Here is a 16,016-nt window from a genome sequence, read left to right as displayed (position 1 = left end):
ACGCCGCCGGGGCCCGTCACGACGGGCCCCGGCGGCGCGTCCGCCTCACACCCTCAGAGGGCCGGGGGCTCCGGCCGCTCTTGGGGGCCGCGGCCCGACAGGACCTCCCCGTACGCCTGCATCAGGTCCGGCAGCCGGAGCGTCGCCAGGTCGTCCCGCGACGGCTCACCCGAGAAGCCCGCCAGCCGCAGGTCCCGGTACGCACAGCTCTTCTCGTACAGGGTCCGCAGGAAGCGGCCGTTGCCGAGCTCGTCGATCCAGCCCTGCTCCACCACGTGCGCGCTGATGCTGCGCAGCTCCTCCAGCGCCTCCTCGTCCCAGTGGTCCCCGTTCGCGTCCGCCAGCACCCCGCCGATCGCGGTCAGTTCCAGCGGCCGGTAACTGGGGAAGTCCACCCGGGTGGTGAAGCGCGAGGAAAGCCCCGGATTGGCGGCCAGCAGCCGGTCCATCCCGGCCGGGTAGCCCGCCAGGATCACCACCAGGTGGTCCCGGTTGTCCTCGGCCCGCTTCAGCAGCACCTGCAGGGCCTCGTCGCCGTACGCGTCGCCCTTGCTGTAGCCCGAGTTCGACAGCGAATAGGCCTCGTCCACGAACAGCACCCCGCCGATCGCCGAATCGATCAGCTCGTTCGCCTTCACCGCCGTCTGTCCGAGGAACTCGCCCACGAGGTCGGCCCGCTGGGCCTCCACCAGATGGTCGCCGCCGAGCAGCCCCAGCGCGTAGAAGACCCGGCCCAGGATCCGGGCCACCGTCGTCTTGCCCGTACCGGAGGGGCCGGAGAATACGAAGTGCCGCTTCGGCGGCTGCACCGGCAGCCCCTGCCCCGCCCGCAGCCGTGCCATGTGCAGCTGTGCCGAGAGCGCCTTCACCTGCCGCTTGACCGGCTCCAGGCCGACCATCCGCTCCAGCTCCGCCAGCGCCTCGGCGAGCGCCGCTGGGTCCGCCGGCCCGGCCGGCAGCCCCTCGGGCGTGCCCTGCGGCGGGACCGGCGCCTTGCGCCGCGCCCCCTCCACGCGTCCCGCCGGGGGAGTGGGCGGAGTCAGCGGATCGGGCTCGACCTGGCCGTCCGCCGCGATGTCCTGGACGGGCCCGCCGCCCAGCGCGACCGCCGCGAAGTCCCCGCCGGCCGGGGACGGGCCGTGCCCGCTGTAGCCCCCGTACGCGGCGTACCCCGCCAGGCCCGCCAGATCGGCCACGCCGTCGGTGTCGTCGCTGTCCTCGATGGCCGTCAGCCGGGCCGCGGTGTCCATGAACGAGGGATCCACCCGGTGCACCGCCCGGTACAGCGGCAGCGCCGCCGCACTGCGCCCGGTGCCCTCACGCGCCCGCGCCAGCCAGTACCGCAGCTCCTTGCGCTGGGGCTGCTCGCTGCGACACCGCATCAGCGCCGCCGCCAGCATCGGCTCCGCCTGCCCGTACATCTCCAGCCGGACCCGGGCCATCCCGCCGAACAGCCCGGCCTCGATGCCCAGCAGCGGATCGTTGACCAGCGGCTCGGTGTGTCGGACCAGTTGCTCCCAGTCCTTGACCAGATAGGCCCGGCAGGCGTGCAGGAACCGTACCTGCGCGTCGGTGTCCACCGGCGGCAGCGCGGCCAGCGCCTGGTCCAGCTCCGGCACGTGGCGGCCGTCCAGCCAGTGCGAGGCATGGGCGAGGAGCAGGTCGCGCCGGCTCTCCAGCACCGGCTGCACCCACCAGCCCAGCCAGTACCAGGAGTTCAGCGTCCGCCGATGCCGGGCGCGCTGCTCGCCGAACCGGTCCCGGTGGGCGTACATCCGAAGTAACGCGTTGCCGGTGTCGACCCGGAGCGCGTGCAGGCCCAGCCATGCGTCAGCCATGGTGGGGTCGAGTCGTACGGCCGCCCGGAACTCCTCCTCGGCCTGCGGATAGGCGCCCATGGTGCAGGCGTCGACCCCGCGCAGCCAGGCGAGTTCGGCCGGGGCGTGCATGCTGCCCGGCGTGCCGAAATCCATCACGTCCCCCACAAGCCTGCCCCCGTGGTGCGCGGCAACCTCCGTGACGAGCACATGAGTTGCCCACTGCGCCGATGAAATCAGGGCTGCATCGTACCTGCGGTCACGCACCTTACGTAGGGCGCGACAGGCCCGGTTCCGGCGTGCGCCCCTGGGGCGGCCGGTGACTCAGGGTGAAGGATCGGGGTGGATCGGCCTCGCGTGACACGGCCGGGGAGGGGGCTCGCGGGCAGAACGAAGCCCCCGATCACGGGGGAACAACCGGGGGCTTCGTGTCCGCGGCGGCCGGTGAAGGCCTCGCATTGAGAACGTAAGGCCGCTGCGGGCCCCAGGTCAAGCGGGTCGGCCGGGCCCCGGCGGAGCGGATTTCCGGGGGCGTTCAGGCCCGGGGGAGTTCGTCACTCCCGGTGACGGAAGCGGAGGTTCCTGCGGTCGCACGGGCCCCGGAAGACCACTCGTATCCCGTACCACTCTGGCGTACCAGGGTGTCGGCGAAGGGGCGCGAAGGGTCGTTGGAGAAGTGCGCGCGCTCCGCGCGCTCCCATCCGTCCCAGAAGTCGGAAAGTTCATGCCCGTCCCGGTTTCGCCCCCGTTGCCAGGACCGCTCGCGAGGCGTCTCCATCCACAGCAGCCGGGCCAGCCGCGGCCGCAGCGCCGCCCGCCCCGCTCCGACCCCCTCGACCAGGAGCACCGGCGCCGGCTCCAGGACCCGCTCCGGCCCGAACCGGCGCTCCACCCAGTCGTACGGGGCCCAGTGCGCGGGCCGTCCGGCGGCGAGCGGCTCCAGCACCTGCGCGCGCAGCCGCTCCTCCCAGCCGAACAGCTCCTCGTGGGTGGCCACGTCGTCCAGGTGCAGCACGGGCGCCCCCAGCGCCTCGGCGAGCCGCCCCGCGAAGGTGCTCTTCCCGGATCCGGCGTGCCCGTCGATCCCGATCAGGCGCACCGGACCCAGGGAGGGCGGCAGAGCGGCGAGCTCCCGGGCGAGTGACTCAAGTGACTGCTGTGACTCCACCCGACCAGCGTAGACAGGCCCGACACGACCCGTGGCTTCGGGCCGCCGCCGCCGGGAACTGGAAGGGTGATGCCGGATGCCACCCGAGAGCCACCGAAGTACCGACCCACCCTGGGGGAACACGCGATGACCGAACCCACGCCGCGCAGGGCCGTACTCGTCGCCGCACTCGCGGTCGCCACCGCGGCCACCGCCGCCACCGTCTCCGGCGGCAGCGCCTCGGCGGCCCCTCCCACTCCTCCCGCCCCTCCCACCCCGCGGCCCCCGGGCCGGACCGTCGACAACCGCTTCTGGTACTCCTACGGCCACTGGCTCGCCGGCACCCACCTGGGCACCACCGCCGTCGGCGGCGCCCGCCCCGGCCTGGAGATCGCGACGGCCGTCGGCCGCACCGAATACGCCGACCCGCACACCGGCCGCAAGAGCACCTGGGAGTACGCCACCTGGACCTCCCCCGTGCACCGCTCCACCGTGCCCGCCACCGAGGCCATCGCCTCCTGGAACGCCCGCACCCCGGCCGGGACCTGGATCCAGATCGAACTGCGCGGCACCTACACCGACGGCACCGCCACCCCCTGGTACGTGATGGGCCGCTGGGCCTCCGGTGACGCAGACATCCGCCGCACCTCGGTGGACGGCCAGAGCGACGGCAGGTCCACCGTCTGGACCGACACCCTGGCCCTCGACGCCCCGGCCGCCACCGCCGGCCTGCGGATCGCGGCCTGGCAGCTGCGCCTCACCCTCCACCGCAGGCCCGGCGCCGAGCGCGGTCCCACCGTACGGCTCGCGGGCGCCATGGTCTCCGACGTCCCGGACCGCTTCACCGTCCCGGCCTCCGCCCCCTCCCGCACGGCCCACGAGCTGAAGGTCCCGCGCTACTCGCAGGAGGTCCACGCCGGCCGCTACCCCGAGTACGACAACGGCGGCGAGGCCTGGTGTAGCCCCACCTCCTCGCAGATGATCATCGAGTACTGGGGCGGCAAGGCCGCCCCCTCCGCCCTGACCTGGGTCGACCCGAAGTACTCCGACCCGCAGGTCTGCCACGCGGCCCGCTCCACCTACGACGCCGCCTACAAGGGCTGCGGCAACTGGCCCTTCAACGCCGCGTACGCCGCCACCTACCGCGGGCTGGCCGGAGTCGTCACCCGCCTCACCTCCCTGACCGACCTGGAAACCCTGGTCCGGTCCGGCATCCCCGCCATCACCTCCCAGTCCTTCCGCCCCGACGAGCTCACGGGCGCGGGCTACGGCACCGCCGGCCACCTGATGACCGTCATCGGCTTCACCGCCGCCGGAGACGTGATCGCGAACGACCCCAACTCACGGGACAACCCCGCCGTGCGCCGCGTCTACCAGCGCGCCGAGTGGGAGAACATCTGGCTGCGCACCAAGCGCGTGGGGGTCTCCGGCAAGGTCGCCTCGGGCTCCGGCGGCATCTGCTACCTCTACGCGCCGGCCCGCCTGAGCCGGACGCAGTTCCGGGCGCTGCGGGCGGTGGGGGTGCTGTGAGAATGCCGCGAAATTTCCCGTTGACCAAGCGGTACGGATAAGCGGAACATAGTGGGGTAAATGGCAGATAAAGGCTTCTCAGTAGGAGGCGGCCGGCCATGACCACCCATCCCAGCATCGAGCACCACCCCGATCTCGCCGAGATGCGCACCCGGTTCGAGCGGGTGACCAGCACTCCCCGGGCGCAGGCCGTCGAGGCACTGGCCCTGATCACGGGCCTGTACCTGGCCGCCTCGCCGTGGATCGTCGGATTCAGCGGCCTCACCCCGCTGGCCATCAACAACCTGATCGCCGGCCTGGCCTTCTGCCTGTGCATGAGCGGTCTGGGTTCCGCCTACGAGCGCACCCACGCGATGGCGTGGACGGCGGTCGCCCTCGGTGCGTGGACGATCATCGCCCCGTGGGCCATCGCCGGTGAGATGGACACGACGCGAACGGTGGTCAGCAATGTGATCGCCGGAGGTGTCGCCCTGTGCCTCGGCCTCGCGATGGCAGGCATGGCGAGCCGCGACCGTGAGGCCCGCGCCTGACCGGGGCGCCGGAGGAGGCGCCGGATGAATGAGCGCGCCGGGTCCCGTCCGAGGAGGTCGGGACCCGGCCGTCTGCCGCCGGGGCGCCGGCCGGGGTCGGCCCCCGCCTCTGTCCCTGCCCTTTTCTCTGTCCCTGTATGTCGGGGTTTGCGTGACGCATGCCACCCATGGCGTCCCTACCGCGAAAGCCGCGAACGCTGGCACATTGGACGTCATGACTGCCGACAGCGCCGCCCCCATCGCCGTGCCCCGGGACCTCGTCCGGACCGGAGGCCCCAAGGATGACTCCAGCTGGCTGGAGCACGTGCTCGGCTGGACCCTCGTGGTCGTCGTCGCCATGTTCGTCACCCAGGTCGGCTGGCTCTGAGCCCCTCCCGATCCGGGATCGCGAGGCCTCGGGCCTGACCGCGAGACCGTACCTCCCGCACGTCGTCCGATGCGCAGGGACGTGCGAAACGGGCTCGGCGCGCAGGGTCTGCCCTAGGGTGGGCGTCCTGTGGCAGTTCGAAGCTAGGGCTGAATTTGAATAATGGTCAACAGCGGGGAACGACCGGCCGATCGCAGGCACGGAGGGCCGAACTCATAGCCACCGGGCGCAAGTTGTTCGCCGACACCTCGTACGACGCGCTCTCCATGGACGACATCGCCAAACAGGCGGGCGTCGCCAAGGGGCTGATCTACTACTACTTCGACAGCAAGCGCGGCTACTACCTCGCCATCGTCGAGGACTCCGTGGCCGAGCTCGTCACCCGGGCCGGCGGCGACACCGGCCTGCCCGGCGCGGAGCGCGTCCGCCGCACCGTCGACGCCTACCTGCACTACGCCGAGCACCACCACGCCGCCTACCGCACCATCGTCACCGGCGGCGTCGGCTCCGACGCCGAGGTCCTCGCCATCCGCGACGCCGTCCGCGAGGAGCTCGTCGCCACCATCGCCGAAGGCGCGTACGGACGACGCACCCTCCCGCCGATCGCCCGGCTCGCCCTCGTGGGCTGGCTCTCCGGGGTCGAAGGAACCACCCTGGACTGGATCGGGGCACCGAGCGCCCCCGGCCGGCCCGACCAGCCCGATCGCACCGAGCTCGGGGCCCTGCTGGTGCGCCAGCTGCGCGCGACACTGGAGGTGATCGAGGAGTTCGTCCCGGAGTGTCCGGCACCTCCCGGCCCCGAAGAGCCGCTCGATCCCCTCGATGATCTTGCCCCGGTGACGGGAAGCCCCTGATCGGGCATACTCAAGCCGCCGCAGCCGCTGAACAGCCCCTTCCGTAACCCGGGAGGGCAACATCGGCTGTGAGATTACCGAGACCCGGCGGCGCGTCCCACACCTCACGCGTCGCCGCCGTGCCCGACCAGGGAGGAGAGCGCCGCCATGACTGACCGCGCCCCGCAGCCGGTGGACCGACAGCTGCCCACCGAGGAGTCCCGGGACCTCCTCGCCCTCGTACGCGAGATCGCGCAGCGGGAGATCCGCCCCAAGGCAGCCGAGGAGGAGGACTCCGGCCGGTTCCCGCGGGAGGTCTTCACCCTGCTCTCCGAAGCCGGCCTGCTCGGCCTTCCGTACCCCGGGGAATTCGGCGGCGGCGAGCAGCCGTACGAGGTCTACCTCCAGGTCCTGGAAGAGCTGGCCGCGGCCCGCCTGACCGTCGGCCTCGGCGTCAGCGTGCACTCCCTGGCCTGCCACGGCCTCGCCGGCTACGGCACCAAGGAGCAGCAGAGCGCCCACCTGCCCGCGATGCTCGGCGGCGGCCTGCTGGGCGCCTACTGCCTCTCCGAGCCGGCCGCCGGCTCCGACGCCGCCTCGCTCTCCACCAAGGCGGTGCGCGACGGCGACGACTGGATCATCACCGGCACCAAGGCCTGGATCACCCACGGCGGCGTCGCCGACTTCTACACCGTCCTCGCGCGCACCGGCGCCCAGGGCCCCAAGGGCATCACGGCCTTCCTGGTCCCCGGGGACGCGGAGGGCCTGACCGCGGCCGTGCCCGAGAAGAAGATGGGCATGAAGGGCTCGCCCACCGCCCAGCTGCACTTCGACGGCGTACGGGTCCCCGACGCCCGCCGCATCGGCGAGGAGGGGCAGGGCTTCACCATCGCCCTGGCCGCGCTGGACGCCGGGCGCCTGGGCATCGCCGCTTGCGCCATCGGCGTCGCCCAGGCCGCACTGGACGAGGCCCTGACGTACGCGCTGGACCGCAAGCAGTTCGGGCACCCGATCGCGGACTTCCAGGGGCTGCGCTTCATGCTGGCCGACATGGCCACCAAGATCGAGGCGGGCCGGGCGCTCTACCTCGCCGCGGCACGGCTGCGGGACGCGGGCAAGCCGTTCTCCCGCCAGGCGGCCATGGCCAAGCTGTTCTGCACGGACGCGGCGATGGCCGTCACCACGGACGCGGTGCAGGTCCTCGGCGGATACGGCTACACGGCGGACTTCCCCGTCGAGCGGCTGATGCGGGAGGCGAAGGTGCTCCAGATCGTGGAAGGCACCAACCAGATCCAGCGCATGGTCATCGCCCGTCACCTGGCGGGCCCGGAGACGCGCTGACCTCGGTCAGTACAGCCCGCTGCTGGTGGTGGGCCAGACCGGGGAGGACGTGAGCCGCGACCACTCCGGGTCACGCCGGCCGGGCAGCGTCCGGCCGGCATCGGCCCACCGCGCCAGCAGATCCTGGTAGATCGGCGGATCCGGCACCTGCTGCGCCTGCTCACGCGGACGCTGAACCGATTCTTCGAAACCCGGCGCCACCGGGCGACGCCTTCGGCCCGTTGAAGACTGAAGCATGGTCATACCCGGCCAACGCGGAACCGAAGGACCGGGTAATCGCCCCCGGGGTGCGGCTATCCGTTCGAGGTGTCGCCGGGGGCGGGGCGGTCGGGCAGCGCGCCCCGGCGTCAGGCCACTGCCTGCGGGCGGTCACGCGCCGCCCACGGCCCTTGACCGCTCCTCCCGGCCTCTGGTGAAGAATGAAGCGGTGATCTCCAAGGAACGCGCCGTCGAGCTCGTCGATTCCTACTTGGCCAGGGACCGGCTGACGTGGCCGTGGAGAGGGCCGGTACCCGAGCTGGCCGTCTGCCACGTGGAGGAATACGCGGTCGGCTGGCTCGCCTTCTGGAACACGGCGGAGTACGCCCGCACCCGTGACGCGAGCGACAGCCTCATGGGTGGCGGCGGCCACTGCCTGGTGGACCGGCACGACGGGAGCATCCACTACGTCCCCGCCGCCTGGTGGTTGGACGAGGGCTGGGAGGAGCAGTACCTCCTGCAGACCAAGGGCGTCAGACCGCCCGACGCACTGGCCGCCGCTGTGCGTGAGCTCGCGAACTCCGCCGGCCTCGTGGCCGCCATGAGCCACCTGCGCAAGCAGGCCCCACGGCTGAGTCTGCAGCAAGCGAAGGTCTACGTGGCGACCGTCCGGGACGGTGCCGAACCGCCGGAAGAGCTGGCGAGCCTGACCCGGAAAGAGGGCGACTCGGCGGCTCTGCCCGTGGAAACGCTGGCGGGGCCGGTCGGGTCCGGTGGAGGTCTGGGGGCTTCGGGGGCGGGAGCCTCTTGATCGGTATCCGGGATGCGTATGGGAGTTTCCCGTCAGTCTCATCGTCTCTCCGTGTCGGGCCGGTCCCTCAAGGGCGCTCCTCGTCGCGTCACTGCGTGATGGCCTTCGGCCACCCTTGACCGACCGTCCCGCCCCGGACATACGAAGACCGCCGGGAAACCCCCAAAGGAACGGGCCGGGTGTTCAAGGATCAGGACGGGCGCGTCAGAGATCCGCGACCTGGTCGGGCGCGGGGCGCGTTCCCGAGGCGGGGCCCATTCGGACCGGTCGCCGGGTCGGGGCAAGCGCGTCCAATCGCTACGCGCTCCTCATCTCTCAGCGTCCGACGACCGTCCTGAGCCGGACATAGGCCGCCCACCACCCCAGGGGGCCTTTCATTCACGCGTCCGACGACCGGCCGGGGCCGTTGTGAGGGACTGACGGCTGATGTCTCGGCTATTCCGTTGTGGATCCGGGTCAACGCCGGATCGAGTCCACAAGCAGGGTTGCAGACAGGGATAGTCGGGGCAAATGGTCGGCCTTTTGGGGCGTCCACGTGCGCTGACCCGGCTCCATAACGCAATAGCCGCTGTCTCACGCCATCAGGCCGGAGGAGGGGGTGCTTGTGTGGGTTCTCGATCACACGGAGGCAGCCTTGGCCCATACGCTGTCAGCGTCGAGTTGTACGGCAGAAGGGCAAGGCCGCTATGTCACCTGATGCTACTCCCGACCCCTACGACAACCCCATCGCGTTCGGGCAACGTGTCCAGATCTACCGCACCCGCCGAGGCATGACCCGCGAACAACTGGCCGGCCTTCTCGGTCATCACGCGTCGTGGGTCAAGAAAGTCGAGACCGGAGCCATGCGCATGCCGCGACTGCCTGAGATCCTCCGCATTGCCGAGGCCCTTCGTGTGCGCCGTCTCAACGACCTTGTAGGGGACGCGGGCGCCGAACCGTACACCGACCTGTTCGTCGGCCCAGGGCACGACAAACTACCCGCTGTGCGCGCAGCATTGTCCGCTTTCCCTTCGGTCGGCGACGGACCGGCCCCCACAACCGCGTTTCTTCGCGCCGCACTTGACACGGCCTGGGCCGCCCGGCACAGCTCTCCCAATCACCGGGACGTCATCGGCGGGCTGCTGCCCGGTCTCATCCGAGACGCCCAGCGGAGCGTCAGGCATGCCGACACGGCCGCCGACCGGCGGGCGGCCCAGGTTCTGCTGGCGGAAACGTATTTTCTGACTCAGTTCTTCGTTGCCTACCAGCCGGACGCCGGACTGCTGTGGCGTGTTTCAGAACGAGGCATCATGGCGGCACAGGAGTCGGAGGACCCGCACGCCATCGGCCTAGCGGCATGGCTGTCGGCACAAGCGCACCGCGACTCCGGACCAGGCCACTACGACGCGGCCGAGAACGTCGTCATGGACGCCCTGCGCCTGCTGGAGCCAGGCTTGTCGGAGGCCCTCCCGGACGTCCAGGCCGTCGTCGGTGCCCTGCGATTCGAGGCGGGATTCACTGCGGCCAAGCGCCGCGACTCCGCTACTGCGTGGGGTTGGTGGGATCGAGCCGGGCAGGTAGCGGCGCAACTCCCTGTCGGCTACTTCCACCGTGTGACGTCGTTCGGTAAGGCAGTGATGGGTGCGCACGGTGTCACTGTCGCGGTCGAACTGCGCGCCGGCGGGGAGTCCGTCCGGCAGGCCAACAGGGCAGAGGCGGATGGGATCCCGTCGCGGCCCCGACGGGCTCGCCATCGGATTGAACAGGCCCGCGCCTACCACCTGGACGCGCAGCCGGACGTCGCGCTCGCCGCGCTTGCGCAGGCGCACGAGGCCGCGCCCGAGACGATCCGATACAACGGGTACGCGCGTCGCATCGTGTTGGAGGAAACCGCATCGCGGGTTCCGGAGAGGCGTCAGAGGGCCAGTCGGCTGGCCGTGGACATCGGCCTCATGGCTGCCTGACCGAGGGGGCCGAAACCGGGCCCCTGATTCAACTGGAGCGCCCCTACCGTCGTCGTATCACCCGCTGACGACGGTAGGGAGCAAGCACGTATGACCCTGGACATGGCGTTAGAGAGCTTGGGCGCAACGTGGGCGGCGCGATGAGCAGCGGGGTGCGCCCGGATTCGGACGCGCGTGTGGACCAACTGCGGCGCGCAGCCTACGACCTCTCCCGACTCACGCTGGAAGTCACACGCTCGGAGGGCCCGCACCAGGACGGGACGTGCGCGTCCGAACACCTTCCCTGCGCCTGCGGCCTGCAGGCGCCTCTCGTACCCGGGTACTGCGGGAAGACCATGGCGCACTGCCGTCCGTGCGGCTACGGCTGGGCGGTCGACCACCATTCGGTGTCCTGCTGGCAGCCCGTCACTCCTGGATCGACGTGAACACCGGCAGCAAGTACTGCGTGTACTGCGACCTCGTCATCCAGGGCGTGGCGCTGGTGATCCCGCTCGAATCGGCCTCCGGCGCCCGTCCGAACAACTGGGCGCACCAGGCCGACGACCCTGCCTGCGAGCCGACTTCACGCCGCAGGCGGGTCGCGCTCGCCGTCCCCTCCGAAGGCAAAGGAAGCTGATGGCAACACCCGCCGGTCTGAAGCCATCCGCCCGACACCTCCTGTCCGACGACGGGTTCAACCGTGTCGTGCATCTCGTACAGCGCGACAACGACGGTGTGGAGGAAGCACTCGCCGTCCGGATCGTCGACGAGGCACTCAAGTTCGTCGATACCGCCACGCAGGCCACAGGTCGGCACCTGCGCCCATCCAAGTTGGTGGACCTGGGCTGGCACGCCCTTATCCTCCACACGGCCCTGTATCGGGAGTTGTGCATTGCGGGCGGTCGTTTCGTCGACCACAGGCCAGAGGCCCAGAAACGTTGCGGCGCGATGCCGACACACTCGACCACACGATGCACGCGATTCGGGAGGCCGGGTACGAGCCGGACGCGTACCTGTGGGGGCCCGCGGCGGACACGGAGGTTCACGCCGGTGACTGCATGCACAGCGAGTGCACGGAGGGAGGGTCGGCGTGTGCCGCCCCGCCGCCTGCCTGACGCGCCGCCTCCGGTCCACTACAGTCGACTGCATTCCGTGAGGAAGGGGCTGCGGTGAGCGAAGAAGAAGCGTGGCGTGGGGTGTGGGTCGATCCTCGTTTCCGAGACGCGGTGGCGAGCTGGAGCGCGAACCGGGTTGAGCGCCGACCGGGCAAGCGGGCCCGTCGCATCTGCCCCCACGGAGCCGGAGTGACCATCATGGTCGATCTCAAGACTCATGCATCCCTGAACGTGCAGTGCGGAGCGTGCTCCCCGTCCGAAGCCTGATCCCCGGAACAAACGCCCTGGCCGGATCCGTCTCCCGGCCAGGGCGGTCTTGATCCACAGCGGTCGGCTGTGTCCGGCCCAAGACGGTCTGGAGACGCTGAGGGGTGAGGAGCGCGTAGCGATTGGATGCGCTTCCCCCAACACGGCAGGCCGCTCCTATGGGCCCCGTCTCTGGACCGTGCTCGCCGGGATCTCCTCGCGCGTCTCTGGCCGCCCCGTTCCTGAAGGCTCAGACCGGCCCGTTCCTTTGGGGGTTTTCCGGCGGTCTTCGTATGTCCGGGGCGGGACGGTCGGTCAAGGGTGGCCGGAGGCCATCGCGAAGCGACGCGACGAAGGAGCGCCCTTGAGGGACCAGCCCGACACGGAGAGACGATGAGACTGACGGGAAACCTCCATACGCGACTCTGATGCCGGTCAAGTGGCTCCCGCGCCCCCGGGCCGCCGCCCCCGGTCCTGACTCCCGTTCCCGGCGTCCGCCGGCGTAGCTGCGGCCGCGCGCCGCAGACCCCGCCCGCCCGACTCCGCCCCCCCGCCCCGCCTCCTCCGCCTCGCCCGGGAGGCCCCGGCACGCCGCGCCGCTCTGTCAGAGCGTGCCAGAAGGGTGGCCCCGAGGCCGGTTTCTGACGTACCGTCATATCCGCCTGAGCTGCCCCCGAAGCCGCCCTCAAGCTGTCCCGAAGCCGCCCGTCCAGGAGGTTCGCCATGCCCGCCGACCGGCCCGTCGCGCTCGACGAATACCCCATCCACCAGGCGCCCTTGTCGATGAAGCACGTCGTCAGCGGTGACCGCAACGCCTACGACCGGTGCATCTTCCACGTCTTCGATCATGCCGGCCGCGCCGTCCTGATACTCGGTCTTGGCGTCTACCCCAACGCCGGGGTCATCGACGCCTACGCCACCCTCCGTGTCGGCGACGAGCTGCTCGCCGTCCGGGCCTCCGACGCCCTCACCGACGACCGGATGAACCTCTCGGTGGGGCCCCTGTCCATCACCGTCGACGTGCCGCTCAAGCAGCTCACGCTGCGCTGCGCCGCCGATCCGGCAGACCCGCACGGGCTCTCGTACGACATCACCTGGACCGCCGAGTTCCCCGCCGTCTGGGAGCCGCACCACGTCCAGCGGCGCGGCGACCGCCTCATGCTGGAAGGCCGCCGCTTCGTGCAGGCCGGCCAGGTGACCGGAACCATCCGGGCCAAGGGGGAGGAGTTCACCCTCACGCCGGGGGAGTGGACCGGCACCCGTGACCGGAGTTGGGGCGTGCGGCCGATCCCTGGGGAGGAAGGGGGCCGCGCGGCCGAGGAGCATCGCCCCGAGGGCTTCCACTGGCTGTGGATCCCGGTCCGTTTCGAGGACCGCTTCGTCATGGTCATCGCCCAGGAGGACGCCGACGGCCACCGCACCCTGAACGAAGCCGTGCAGGTCTTCCCCGAGGGCGGTGGCCGCCACGACGTCCAACTCGGCTGGCCGCACACCGAGATCCGCTACCGGCCCGGCAGCCGGCACCCCGAGCGGGCGGTCGTCCACCTCACCGACCCCTCCCGCAAGCCCCTCGAACTGGGCGTGGAGATCCTGAACTCCTCCCCGCTCGCCGTCGGCGCCGGATATCCGCCCGCCGGTGACTGGCAGCACGGCACCTGGCAGGGGCGCGGCTGGAGCGACCGCCGCGTCTACGACCTCTCCGACCCCGCGGCCCACCCGATGGCCGCCTTCGGGGTGACCGACCACTCGGCCCGCTTCACCCTCGACGGGCAGATCGGCCACGGCATCTTCGAACACGGCAGCTTCGGGCGTCACGACCCGAGCGGTTTCGCCGACTACTCCTCCGTCGCCCAGTAGGAAACCCGGTAAGAAGCCCAGCAGGAAAGGGGATCGGCCATGGCCACCGCACCACGTCCGCGTACCTCCACCCGGGAGCCCGAGGAGCTCGGCCGCCGTCTCGCCGCCTGGCTGGACACCAGGCTTCCCGGCGCGCAGGTCACCAACGTCTCCGTCCCCGGATCCAACGGGATGTCCAGCGAGACGCTGCTCTTCGACATAGAGCACCCCGACACCCCGCTGCGCGCCTGCGCGCTGCGGCTCGCCGCCGACCCGGCCGCCTACACGGTTTTCCCGGCGTACGACATGCCGCGCCAGCACCGCGTGATGAGCCTGGTCGCCCAGCACACGGACCTGCCCGTTCCGCGCGTGCAGTGGCTGGAGGAGGATCCGGGACCGCTGGGGGCGCCGTTCTTCGTGATGGCCCGGGCCGAGGGCCGGGTCCCGCCCGATGTCATGCCCTACACCTACGAGGGCAACTGGCTGCACGCCGCCACCGACGCCGAGCGCGCCGCCCTCCAGGAGGCGAGCATCTCGCTGCTGGCCCGGCTGCACGACCAGTTCCCGTCCAAGGAGGCCGAGTTCCTCCTCCCCGACGGGGAGGGTACGCCGCTGCGCCGGCACGTGGACGCCCAACGCGCCTACTACTCCTGGGTGGTGGGCGGGCTCGCACCGTCCCCGCTCATCGAGCGGGCGTTCGCCCGCCTGGAGGAGCTGTGGCCGCGGGAGGAGGGCCCCGCCGTCCTCAACTGGGGCGACGCCCGCATCGGCAACGTCATCTACGACGGCTTCGCGCCGGTGGCCGTACTGGACTGGGAGATGGCGGCGTACGCCCCGCGCGAGGTGGACCTCGGCTGGACCGTCTACCTGCACCGGTTCTTCCAGGACCTCACGGTCGGTTTCGGCCAGCCCGGCCTGCCGGACTTCCTGCGCCGCGAGGACCTGGAGCGCCGGTACGCCGAGCTCACCGGCCACACCCCGCGGGACATGGAGTTCCACACCCTGTACGCGGCCCTGCGGCACGGGATCGTGATGCTGCGCATCGCCTACCGGCAGGCCCACTTCGGGGAGGTCGAGGTCCCGGCGGACCCGGACAGCCTGATCCTGCACCATGCCAGTCTGGCCGCCATGGTGCAGGGAACGTACTGGTAGGGGAGCGGAGCGGCCGTCAGGCCGCCTGCGCGTGCTGCTGCCGCGTCTGCGCCTGCGGCCGCGGCAGCACGGGGCTCACCGCACGGACCGGGCGCGAGCCCGGCCCGCCGACGTGCGAGAAGGGCTGCGTCCGCCAGTCCAGGCCCTGGGGCAGGGCCGACAGGGCGACGGGTTCGAGCTCCTGAGCCTCCACCGGCTGGATCATGCCGACGGTGGGCAGGGCGTCGCTCGCGGGCCGGCCGGTGCCCGCGCACACGGTGAGGCCGAAGGGGTTCCACGGGGTCAGGCACAGGGCGTGCTGCGGCAGGAACTCCTCGTCCGCGACGAGGGCGATCGACTGGCCGCAGTCGGGGCAGATCGCGTGGTGGATCTCGAATCCCTCGATCTCGTCGAGGTAATCGCCATCCCCGCCGCCGTCCGGGTACGGTCCGTCCCCGGAATCGAGCAGTTCCAGGGGCTCCGGTTCGGTGCGACCGGCGCGCTTGGTGTTCAGCATGGATGTACTCCCCCTTGGGTGGGCCGGGCGGGCAGGTTCTTCAGCCACGGCCACAGCAACCAATTCCCGTCGAGCGTCACGAGTAACCACAACAGACAGGCCTCCACCTGCATACCCCTGTGGCCTTGGTCACATGCCTGCCGCAGATGCCTCCAGTGGGCGGACAGCACTGGGCCTGGAGCGCCCTTGGGCCGTAAGTTGAGCGGCTATGAGCGCAATGGAGGAGCTGGACCGCCAGATCGTTGATCTGCTCGTGCGGGACGGGCGGATGAGCTACACGGATCTGGGCAAGGCCACGGGACTGTCCACGTCGGCAGTCCATCAGCGAGTACGACGTCTGGAGCAGCGCGGGGTCATCCGCGGCTATGCGGCCGTGGTCGACCCGGAGGCCGTCGGCCTGCCGCTGACCGCGTTCATCTCGGTCAAGCCCTTCGACCCGAGCGCCCCGGACGACATCGCCGACCGGCTGGCCGGCGTCCCCGAGATCGAGGCCTGCCACAGCGTCGCGGGCGACGAGAACTACATCCTGAAGGTGCGCGTCGCCACCCCCCTGGAGCTGGAAGACCTCCTGGGCCGCCTGCGCGCCCTCGCCCACGTCTCGACGCGCACGACGGTCGTCCTGTCCACCCCCTACGAGGCGCGCCCGCCCCGCGTCTGACCCGCGCCCGAGCGGGG

At 71.2% G+C, this 16,016-nt stretch carries 15 protein-coding genes; 10 read left to right on the top strand and 5 right to left on the bottom strand.

From position 1 onward, the window contains the following. Positions 1-53 precede the first annotated feature (53 nt). Positions 54-1,973 carry an AAA family ATPase gene (locus tag ACZ4YL_RS13505; RefSeq protein WP_468116375.1) on the bottom strand — a complete coding sequence of 640 codons (1,920 nt, stop codon included), beginning with the start codon at positions 1,971-1,973 and terminating at the stop codon, positions 54-56. A gap of 379 nt (positions 1,974-2,352) precedes the next feature. Continuing rightward, positions 2,353-2,985: a uridine kinase family protein gene (locus ACZ4YL_RS13500; RefSeq protein WP_468116373.1), complete on the bottom strand. Its 633-nt coding sequence runs from the start codon at positions 2,983-2,985 to the stop codon at positions 2,353-2,355. Positions 2,986-3,111: 126 nt separating this feature from the next. Here ACZ4YL_RS13500 and ACZ4YL_RS13495 point away from each other — a divergent pair, with 126 nt between their 5' ends. The 5 genes from ACZ4YL_RS13495 (at position 3,112) to ACZ4YL_RS13475 (ending at position 7,565) form a co-directional block, all read left to right on the top strand. After that, positions 3,112-4,494, top strand: a complete 1,383-nt coding sequence (locus ACZ4YL_RS13495) for a peptidase C39 family protein (RefSeq protein WP_468116371.1) — start codon at positions 3,112-3,114, stop codon at positions 4,492-4,494. 98 nt (positions 4,495-4,592) lie between these two features. Further along, the gene (locus ACZ4YL_RS13490) at positions 4,593-5,024 is read left to right on the top strand and encodes an SPW repeat protein (protein ID WP_468116370.1); all 432 of its coding nucleotides are present in this window, start codon (positions 4,593-4,595) and stop codon (positions 5,022-5,024) included. Positions 5,025-5,238: 214 nt separating this feature from the next. Further along, entirely contained in the window at positions 5,239-5,391 is a 153-nt protein-coding gene (locus ACZ4YL_RS13485) for an SCO1431 family membrane protein (RefSeq protein WP_301372466.1), read from the top strand. 155 nt (positions 5,392-5,546) lie between these two features. Continuing rightward, the gene (locus ACZ4YL_RS13480) at positions 5,547-6,245 is read left to right on the top strand and encodes a TetR/AcrR family transcriptional regulator (protein WP_468116368.1); all 699 of its coding nucleotides are present in this window, start codon (positions 5,547-5,549) and stop codon (positions 6,243-6,245) included. Between the two features lie 147 nt (positions 6,246-6,392). Continuing rightward, entirely contained in the window at positions 6,393-7,565 is a 1,173-nt protein-coding gene (locus ACZ4YL_RS13475) for an acyl-CoA dehydrogenase (protein WP_382546234.1), read from the top strand. A gap of 6 nt (positions 7,566-7,571) precedes the next feature. Here the strand turns inward: ACZ4YL_RS13475 and ACZ4YL_RS13470 are convergent, their stop codons facing one another. Further along, the gene (locus ACZ4YL_RS13470; RefSeq protein WP_468116366.1) at positions 7,572-7,766 is read right to left on the bottom strand and encodes a hypothetical protein; all 195 of its coding nucleotides are present in this window, start codon (positions 7,764-7,766) and stop codon (positions 7,572-7,574) included. 226 nt (positions 7,767-7,992) lie between these two features. Here ACZ4YL_RS13470 and ACZ4YL_RS13465 point away from each other — a divergent pair, with 226 nt between their 5' ends. Both ACZ4YL_RS13465 and ACZ4YL_RS13460 read left to right on the top strand, forming a co-directional pair. Further along, positions 7,993-8,574, top strand: coding sequence for a YrhB domain-containing protein (locus ACZ4YL_RS13465; RefSeq protein ID WP_468116364.1), 582 nt, complete (start codon positions 7,993-7,995; stop codon positions 8,572-8,574). Positions 8,575-9,260: 686 nt separating this feature from the next. Next, entirely contained in the window at positions 9,261-10,517 is a 1,257-nt protein-coding gene (locus ACZ4YL_RS13460) for a helix-turn-helix domain-containing protein (RefSeq protein WP_468116362.1), read from the top strand. A 405-nt stretch (positions 10,518-10,922) separates the two neighbouring features. On the opposite strand, the gene ACZ4YL_RS13455 is transcribed toward ACZ4YL_RS13460, so the two are convergent. After that, positions 10,923-11,348, bottom strand: a complete 426-nt coding sequence (locus ACZ4YL_RS13455) for a hypothetical protein (protein WP_468116360.1) — start codon at positions 11,346-11,348, stop codon at positions 10,923-10,925. 1,232 nt (positions 11,349-12,580) lie between these two features. Between ACZ4YL_RS13455 and ACZ4YL_RS13450 the strand changes: the two genes are divergently transcribed. Both ACZ4YL_RS13450 and ACZ4YL_RS13445 read left to right on the top strand, forming a co-directional pair. After that, complete coding sequence (locus tag ACZ4YL_RS13450) at positions 12,581-13,714, top strand: Rv3169 family protein (RefSeq protein WP_468116358.1); 1,134 nt, start codon at positions 12,581-12,583, stop codon at positions 13,712-13,714. A gap of 39 nt (positions 13,715-13,753) precedes the next feature. After that, entirely contained in the window at positions 13,754-14,845 is a 1,092-nt protein-coding gene (locus ACZ4YL_RS13445) for a phosphotransferase family protein (protein ID WP_468116356.1), read from the top strand. Between the two features lie 16 nt (positions 14,846-14,861). On the opposite strand, the gene ACZ4YL_RS13440 is transcribed toward ACZ4YL_RS13445, so the two are convergent. Beyond that, entirely contained in the window at positions 14,862-15,341 is a 480-nt protein-coding gene (locus tag ACZ4YL_RS13440; RefSeq protein WP_468116354.1) for a hypothetical protein, read from the bottom strand. 217 nt (positions 15,342-15,558) lie between these two features. Between ACZ4YL_RS13440 and ACZ4YL_RS13435 the strand changes: the two genes are divergently transcribed. Continuing rightward, positions 15,559-15,999, top strand: coding sequence for an Lrp/AsnC family transcriptional regulator (locus tag ACZ4YL_RS13435; protein WP_030011705.1), 441 nt, complete (start codon positions 15,559-15,561; stop codon positions 15,997-15,999). The last annotated feature ends 17 nt before the right edge of the window (positions 16,000-16,016 follow it).

The organism is Streptomyces sp. NPDC030021 (genome assembly GCF_055574035.1).
This window is presented reverse-complemented; position numbering and strand designations above follow the sequence as displayed.

Bases quoted from the DNA above. Each gene is read 5' to 3' on its own strand.
- ACZ4YL_RS13505 (WP_468116375.1), bottom strand. From the start codon at position 1,973: ATGGATTTCGGCACGCCGGGCAGCATGCACGCCCCGGCCGAACTCGCC.
- ACZ4YL_RS13495 (WP_468116371.1), top strand. From the start codon at position 3,112: ATGACCGAACCCACGCCGCGCAGGGCCGTACTCGTCGCCGCACTCGCG.
- ACZ4YL_RS13490 (WP_468116370.1), top strand. From the start codon at position 4,593: ATGACCACCCATCCCAGCATCGAGCACCACCCCGATCTCGCCGAGATG.
- ACZ4YL_RS13485 (WP_301372466.1), top strand. From the start codon at position 5,239: ATGACTGCCGACAGCGCCGCCCCCATCGCCGTGCCCCGGGACCTCGTC.
- ACZ4YL_RS13475 (WP_382546234.1), top strand. From the start codon at position 6,393: ATGACTGACCGCGCCCCGCAGCCGGTGGACCGACAGCTGCCCACCGAG.
- ACZ4YL_RS13460 (WP_468116362.1), top strand. From the start codon at position 9,261: ATGTCACCTGATGCTACTCCCGACCCCTACGACAACCCCATCGCGTTC.
- ACZ4YL_RS13450 (WP_468116358.1), top strand. From the start codon at position 12,581: ATGCCCGCCGACCGGCCCGTCGCGCTCGACGAATACCCCATCCACCAG.
- ACZ4YL_RS13445 (WP_468116356.1), top strand. From the start codon at position 13,754: ATGGCCACCGCACCACGTCCGCGTACCTCCACCCGGGAGCCCGAGGAG.
- ACZ4YL_RS13440 (WP_468116354.1), bottom strand. From the start codon at position 15,341: ATGCTGAACACCAAGCGCGCCGGTCGCACCGAACCGGAGCCCCTGGAA.
- ACZ4YL_RS13435 (WP_030011705.1), top strand. From the start codon at position 15,559: ATGGAGGAGCTGGACCGCCAGATCGTTGATCTGCTCGTGCGGGACGGG.